The 6,866-nt window shown below is 43.0% G+C and carries 8 protein-coding genes; 7 read left to right on the forward strand and 1 reads right to left on the reverse strand.

What is annotated here, in order from left to right; genetic code table 11:
• Positions 1-273 precede the first annotated feature (273 nt).
• Together yihA and rraB are read left to right on the forward strand one after the other, a co-directional pair.
• Positions 274-903 (forward strand): ribosome biogenesis GTP-binding protein YihA/YsxC, encoded by a 630-nt coding sequence (yihA, locus tag ACEYKX_RS07685; RefSeq protein ID WP_026916806.1) that lies wholly within the window; start codon positions 274-276, stop codon positions 901-903.
• Positions 904-906: 3 nt separating this feature from the next.
• Positions 907-1,335 carry a ribonuclease E inhibitor RraB gene (gene rraB, locus ACEYKX_RS07690; RefSeq protein WP_373767629.1) on the forward strand — a complete coding sequence of 143 codons (429 nt, stop codon included), beginning with the start codon at positions 907-909 and terminating at the stop codon, positions 1,333-1,335.
• A gap of 58 nt (positions 1,336-1,393) precedes the next feature.
• Here the strand turns inward: rraB and tusA are convergent, their stop codons facing one another.
• Positions 1,394-1,633 carry a sulfurtransferase TusA gene (gene tusA / locus ACEYKX_RS07695; RefSeq protein WP_373767628.1) on the reverse strand — a complete coding sequence of 80 codons (240 nt, stop codon included), beginning with the start codon at positions 1,631-1,633 and terminating at the stop codon, positions 1,394-1,396.
• A gap of 35 nt (positions 1,634-1,668) precedes the next feature.
• Between tusA and pepQ the strand changes: the two genes are divergently transcribed.
• The 5 genes from pepQ to ACEYKX_RS07720 all read left to right on the forward strand — a co-directional run.
• Positions 1,669-3,000: a Xaa-Pro dipeptidase gene (gene pepQ / locus ACEYKX_RS07700; protein WP_373767627.1), complete on the forward strand. Its 1,332-nt coding sequence runs from the start codon at positions 1,669-1,671 to the stop codon at positions 2,998-3,000.
• An 85-nt stretch (positions 3,001-3,085) separates the two neighbouring features.
• Complete coding sequence (argH, locus tag ACEYKX_RS07705; protein ID WP_373767626.1) at positions 3,086-4,462, forward strand: argininosuccinate lyase; 1,377 nt, start codon at positions 3,086-3,088, stop codon at positions 4,460-4,462.
• A 128-nt stretch (positions 4,463-4,590) separates the two neighbouring features.
• Positions 4,591-5,400 (forward strand): D-hexose-6-phosphate mutarotase, encoded by an 810-nt coding sequence (locus ACEYKX_RS07710; RefSeq protein WP_373767625.1) that lies wholly within the window; start codon positions 4,591-4,593, stop codon positions 5,398-5,400.
• Between the two features lie 58 nt (positions 5,401-5,458).
• Entirely contained in the window at positions 5,459-6,523 is a 1,065-nt protein-coding gene (gene hemE, locus ACEYKX_RS07715) for a uroporphyrinogen decarboxylase (protein WP_373767624.1), read from the forward strand.
• Between the two features lie 9 nt (positions 6,524-6,532).
• Positions 6,533-6,866: YjaG family protein (locus ACEYKX_RS07720; RefSeq protein ID WP_373780697.1), on the forward strand; the 334-nt coding region annotated here is incomplete at its 3' end.

The following is a 6,866-nucleotide window of genomic DNA, read 5'->3' on the forward strand; positions in this document are numbered from 1 at the left end:
TATTAATTCAACTGTTCGGTTTTGCTGATGAAGTTATCCACGCCTACGCTACGAAACGAGTTTTATCTCTAGGGACACTCAAGCTGTGGATAACGTTATGGTTTAGTTGCTAGTTTACTATAAATTAAACATACAAGGGACGGACCGATGTGTCCACCCGAAAATAATGAATAAATTATAGGCGGATAAGTCAGTTTGCCTAAGAATAATGAATGAATTATGGGCAGACACGTCGGTCCGCTCCTACGGACAATAATTAAAAACAAATTCAACATGACCGAAATAAAACTTAATTACCACAAAACCCATTTTTTAACCTCTGCACCTGATATTCGCCATTTACCAGAAGACAGTGGCGTGGAAATTGCCTTTGCAGGGCGTTCAAATGCAGGGAAATCGACGGCATTAAATGCCTTAACTAATCAAAAAAACTTGGCTCGTACCTCTAAAACCCCAGGGCGTACGCAGTTAATTAACTTATTTGAAGTAGAACCAAATTGTAAATTAGTCGATTTACCGGGCTATGGTTATGCGGCCGTGCCTGAGCAGATGAAACTTCAGTGGCAACGCTCTTTAGGTGAGTATTTGCAGAAACGTGAATGTTTACGGGGCGTAGTAATTTTAATGGATATTCGCCACCCGTTGAAAGATCTCGATCAGCAGATGATCGAGTGGGCGGTGTCTGCGGAATTACCTGTGTTATTGCTACTTACCAAAGCGGATAAACTTAGCCAAAGTGCGAGAAGCAAAACCGTCAAAATGGTGCGGGAAGCGATTTTACCGTTTCAAGGCGATGTGCAAGTCGAAGCCTATTCTGCATTAAATCGTATTGGTATTGATAAACTTGCGACTAAATTAGATAGCTGGTTCGCCGAAATTTTTACTCAAACCCAAGAGGGATAACTTATGTATAACTTAACCGAATTACGCCAAGAAACCGATGAAATCATCAACTCTTTATTAGCCGATGGAAGCGATCCTGAAGCTCTTTATATTATCGAACACCACGTTGCTCACCACGATTTCGATAAACTCGAAAAATTAGTGGTAGATGCTTATAAGTTGGGCTATGAGATTTCTGAAGCGGAAGAAGTGGAAGAAGAGAATGGCGATCTTGTGTTTGTGTGCGATATTGTCAGCGAAATTAAACTAGATGCGGAACTTATTACCGCTCAACAAAAAGAGCTACTGCCGTTAATCGAAAAATCGGGTGCGGTCTATGAAGGCTGGGGGACTTATTTTGAAGATCCGAACAGCGATGAAGATGAATACGGTGATGACGGCGAATTTTTCGATGACGAAGATGATGACTTTGATGATGAACGTCGTCACTAATTGAATAGACAAGCGGTGAGATCTTGTAAATTTTTTGCAATATCTGACCGCTTGTTCTCTATAAACCTTTTTTTACCCAATATTGATACGGCTTAGTGTCCGTTTGGCTTTTCAGTAATTGATGATCCATAAATTGGCAAAAGCTTGGAATATCGCGCGTGGTGGCAGGATCATCGGCAATAATCAGTAACACTTCACCGTCCGCCATATTGCGAATGGTTTTACGAGTAAGCATTACAGGTTCAGGGCAACGTAGCCCTAGGGTATCTAAAGTATGGTGAATGGTTAGTTCGGTCATCGTTATTATTCAAAATTAAAAATTACAGGATATATATGCAACAGCTTTTCTCTCAACACATCGCACGCATTCAACAAATCGTACAGCACGCCTTAGAGCTGGCTCGTCTTGACGGGCTTTGGATTTATGCAGGGCAAGCAAAATATCATTTTTTAGACGACCAAACATCGCCATTTAAAATCAATCCGCATTTTAATTATATTTTCCCTGATCCTACTGCAGAACAAAGTTGGCTTTTTTTAGATGGTAAAAATAAGCCGAAACTCTATTTTTATGCACCGCAAGATTATTGGCATTGTACGCCAAATCCGCCGACATCGGCATTTTTTGCTGAAGAGTTTGAATGGCAAATGCTCACGGATAGCCAACAAATTCAACAATATATCCTTAATCCGACCCATTGTGTCTTTATTGGCGAACAAACGGAGCTGGCAAAATCACTAGGTTTTGAGCATATCAATCCACAGAAAGTGCTAAATGTACTGCATTTTGAGCGTTCGATCAAAAGTGAATTTGAAATTGAGTGCATTTATCAAGCTCAACTTACCGCTTTAGCAGGGCATCAAGTAGCAAAAGAAGCTTTTTTTGCAGGTAAAAGTGAGTTTGAAATCAATCTAGCCTATCTTCAAGCGACCAAGCAATCGGATAACAATGTGCCTTACGGCAATATTGTTGCCGTCAATCAGCATAGTGCCATTTTACATTACACAAAATTGGATTTCACGCCACCTTGCGAACGCCACAGTTTTTTACTTGATGCTGGTACAAGCTATCTTGGTTATGCCTCCGACCTTACTCGAACTTATGCTTTTGATCCACAAAGTGAATTTGCCACAATGGTTGCTCAAATGGAACAGTTTAAACTGGATACGATTGCCGATATGCAAGTGGGGATTAATTATCTGAGTTACCATACCCAAATGCACCGTTGGATCTCGCAAATGCTTCATCAGTTTGAGTTTGTGAAATTACCGGCGGATCAAATTTTTGAAGAGGGTATTAGTCGTACTTTCTTCCCACACGGTTTAGGGCATCAGCTCGGCTTGCAAGTCCACGATGTTGCAGGTTTCCAACAAAATCACCGTGGCACACGCAAAGCACCGCCTGAGATTTACCCAAGTTTGCGTTGCACTCGTGACTTAGCCGAAGGTATGGTTCTCACCATTGAACCGGGGTTTTATTTTATTGAGATGTTGCTAAATCAATGGAAAAACCACCCGCTTGCTCGTTTCTTTAACTGGCAGAAAATCGACGAATTTAAACGCTACGGCGGTATTCGGACGGAAGATAATATTGTGATGAGAACAGCAGGGGCTGAAAATTTAACAGTCAAAGCGGAAAACCATTTACGCAATAATAATTATTGAGAAATTTTGCATAATTATGCAATAATATGCCCAAGACAAGCGGTGCGATCCGCTTTTTTATTTGCAAAAGACAAAGGATAAAATTATGGCACTTTGGGGTGGACGTTTTACACAACAAGCAGATCAGCAATTCAAATATTTCAACGACTCATTACGTTTCGATTACCGCTTAGCTTTACAAGACATTGATGGATCAATCGGTTGGGCGAAGGCGATTCATTCCGTCGGTATTATTAACCAAACGGAACTGGCGGATCTCATTGCCGCATTAAAACAACTGCGCGCCGAAGTGGCGCCTAATTTGGCGATTGTATTACAGGAAGATGCCGAAGATATTCATAGCTGGGTAGAGTTACAACTGATTAAAAAAGTCGGTGATCTCGGTAAAAAACTGCACACAGGACGTAGCCGTAACGACCAAGTTGCCGTAGATATGAAATTATGGTGTAAAGCCCAAGTGCTTTCACTACAAGAGTCTATCCGTGCGTTACAAGAAAAATTAGTGGAAACTGCGGAAGCTAATCAACTTTCGGTAATGCCGGGTTATACCCATTTGCAACGGGCTCAGCCGATCACCTTTGCCCATTGGTGTATGGCATATTACGAAATGTTGGAACGTGATTACAGCCGTTTAACCGATGCTTATAAACGCATGAATACTTGCCCGTTGGGTTCAGGGGCGTTAGCCGGTACGGCTTATGCAATCGACCGTGATTTACTGGCACAAGATCTTGGATTTGAAACGGCGACCCGTAACAGTTTAGACAGCGTATCTGACCGTGATCACGTGTTAGAACTTTTAGCGGCAGCGTCTATCAGTATGATGCACCTTTCCCGTTTTGCAGAAGATCTTATTATCTTTAATAGCGGCGAATCTCACTTTGTCGAACTCTCTGATCGTGTGACTTCAGGTTCATCCTTAATGCCACAGAAGAAAAACCCCGATGCCTGTGAGCTGGTGCGTGGTAAAACAGGGCGTGTATTTGGTGCGTTAAGCGGTTTATTAGCGACCTTAAAAGGCTTGCCGTTGGCTTATAATAAAGATATGCAGGAAGACAAAGAAGGGATTTTCGATGCGATTGAAACGTGGCAAGCGTGCGTCAATATCTCAGCTTTGGTACTAGAAGATATTAAAGTCGATACCGAACGTACTAAAGAAGCGGCGCAACAAGGTTACGCCAATGCAACCGAATTAGCAGATTACTTGGTCGCAAAAGGTATTCCGTTCCGTGAAGCACATCACATTGTCGGCGAAGCGGTGGTTTACGCTATCAGTCAGAAAAAAGCTCTCGAAGAACTGAATTTAGACGAATTCAAGCAATTCCATTCTGTGATTGGCGATGATGTTTACCCGATTTTATCGTTAGACTCTTGCTTGGCAAAACGTTGTGCTAAAGGTGGGGTGAACTTAGAGCGTGTGGCTGAAGCGATTGCGGCGGCGAAAGAAAACCTAGCGGTTTGAGAGGTTCTCTATTGAAAAATGGTGCAAGTGTGTAGGTTTGCGCCATTTTTTTATGATTTTGTAAATTTCCAAGTAAAACCGACCGCTTGTATTACAATCTTTCCGCAGTCTTTTTAGAAGGAGGACGTATGTCACTGATTCAACAAATCACCCCTGAACTGAAATTAGTTCAATATCACGATATTCCGGTATTGGAAGTCACTCACCCGAAAATGAGTGCCAAAATTGCGTTGCAAGGTGCGCATCTTTTCAGTTGGATGCCGAGCCACACTGACCAAGATGTCTTGTGGTTGAGCGAAGTGGAACCGTTTACGCTTGGCAACGCCATTCGCGGCGGCGTGCCGATTTGCTATCCGTGGTTTGGCGGTGTTAAGCAACCGGCGCACGGTACGGCACGTAATCGTTTGTGGGAATTGTCCGCTTATCACGTTCAGCCCGAGCAAGTGAAACTGGAATTCAGTTTGTTTGACGATAACAAAAATCTCGAAGCGAAAATGGAAATGGAGCTGGGCGAAACCTGCCAATTACGTTTTACCCATTTAGCCGAGGGCGAGGCTCAGGTGGCGTTGCATAGCTATTTCAAGGTCAAAAATATTGAGCAAGTGGAGCTGTTCGGTTTACCTGACAGGGTGTTTAATTCCTTAATTCAGCAACAACAAGCGGTCAGTTCGCCACGAAAAATTGCAGAATTGGTTGATGAAATTTATCGTGCCAACCAGCAGCCGACACTGATTCATGATCTTGGTTCTCCGCGCCGAATTGAAGTCGAACACTGTAATGCCAGCGAGGTCGTCGTGTGGAACCCATGGCATAAAGCAATGAGCGGGATGAGTGAGACCGGCTATCGCACCATGGTCTGTGTCGAAACCGCACGTATTCACCAATTATTGCGTTCAGGCGAGCAAGTCAGCGTGAAGATTAGCGTAAAAGATCAATAATTTATGCTATGATTCGCCCCATCAAGCCCGAGGGGCATTTTTATTTTGAGAAAAGAGTATGACAATGTTAAAAAATGATCGTTATTTAAAAGCATTACTGCGTGAACCGGTTGATATGACACCGGTGTGGATGATGCGCCAAGCCGGGCGTTATTTACCGGAATATAAAACCACCCGTGCACAAGCGGGTGATTTTATGTCGTTATGTCGCAATGCGGATTTAGCATGCGAAGTGACCCTTCAACCTTTACGTCGTTATGCGTTAGATGCGGCAATTTTATTCTCTGATATTCTCACCATTCCGGATGCCATGGGATTAGGTTTAAGTTTTGGGGCGGGCGAAGGACCTAAATTTGCGCGTCCGATTGAGCGTAAAGCCGATGTGGATAACTTGCCGATCCCTGATCCTGAACAAGAATTGCAATATGTGATGAATGCAGTGCGTACCATTCGCCGTGAGTTGAAAGGCGAAGTGCCGTTGATTGGTTTTTCCGGCAGCCCGTGGACATTAGCGACTTATATGGTTGAAGGTGGAAGTAGCAAAGCCTTTACCAAAATCAAAAAAATGATGTATGCCGAGCCTGCGTTGCTACACGCTCTGTTAGATAAACTGGCTGACAGCGTTATTCTTTACCTGAATGCACAAATTAAAGCAGGTGCTCAGTCGGTCATGGTTTTTGATACTTGGGGTGGCGTATTGGCACACCGTGATTATCACGAGTTTTCCTTACGCTATATGCACAAAATCGTAGATGGTTTAATCCGTGAAAATGAAGGCAGAAAAGTGCCTGTAACCTTATTCACCAAAGGCGGTGGTCTATGGTTGGAAGCCATTGCTGACACAGGCTGTGATGCGGTCGGGTTAGACTGGACGGTGGATATTGCTGATGCCCGTCGCCGTGTTGGACACAAAGTTGCGTTGCAAGGCAATATGGATCCAAGCGTACTCTATGCAAGCCCTGAGCGTATCGAACAAGAAGTGAAAGCGATTTTAGCCGGTTTTGGACAAGGTTCAGGTCATGTGTTTAACCTTGGTCACGGTATTCATCAAGATGTACCGGTGGAAAGCCCGAAGGTGTTTGTTGATGCGATTCACGCATTTTCAAAACCGTATCACTTATAAGGAATGCACATGCAAAACCCTATTCATAAACGTATCGAGCGTTTTGACAGTTGGCAACATCTTACCTTTATGGCATGTTTATGTGAACGCATGTATCCCAACTTCAAATTGTTCTGTGATATGACCGAACAACAGGAAAAGGCAAAAATTTTTCAAAATATTTTGAACCTTGTGTGGGAATCGTTGACAGTAAAAGGTGTAAAAATTAATTTTGAGAACCAGCTGGAGAAATTGGAAGCAATTATTCCGGACGTGAATGAATTTGATTTTTATGGTGTATTTCCTGCTGAAGATGCCTGTGAGGCATTATCTGAAATATTACACAGTGTTATTGCAGGTTCAA

It is taken from the genome of Glaesserella sp. (assembly GCF_041817755.1).
Taxonomy (GTDB): Bacteria; Pseudomonadota; Gammaproteobacteria; order Enterobacterales; family Pasteurellaceae; genus Glaesserella.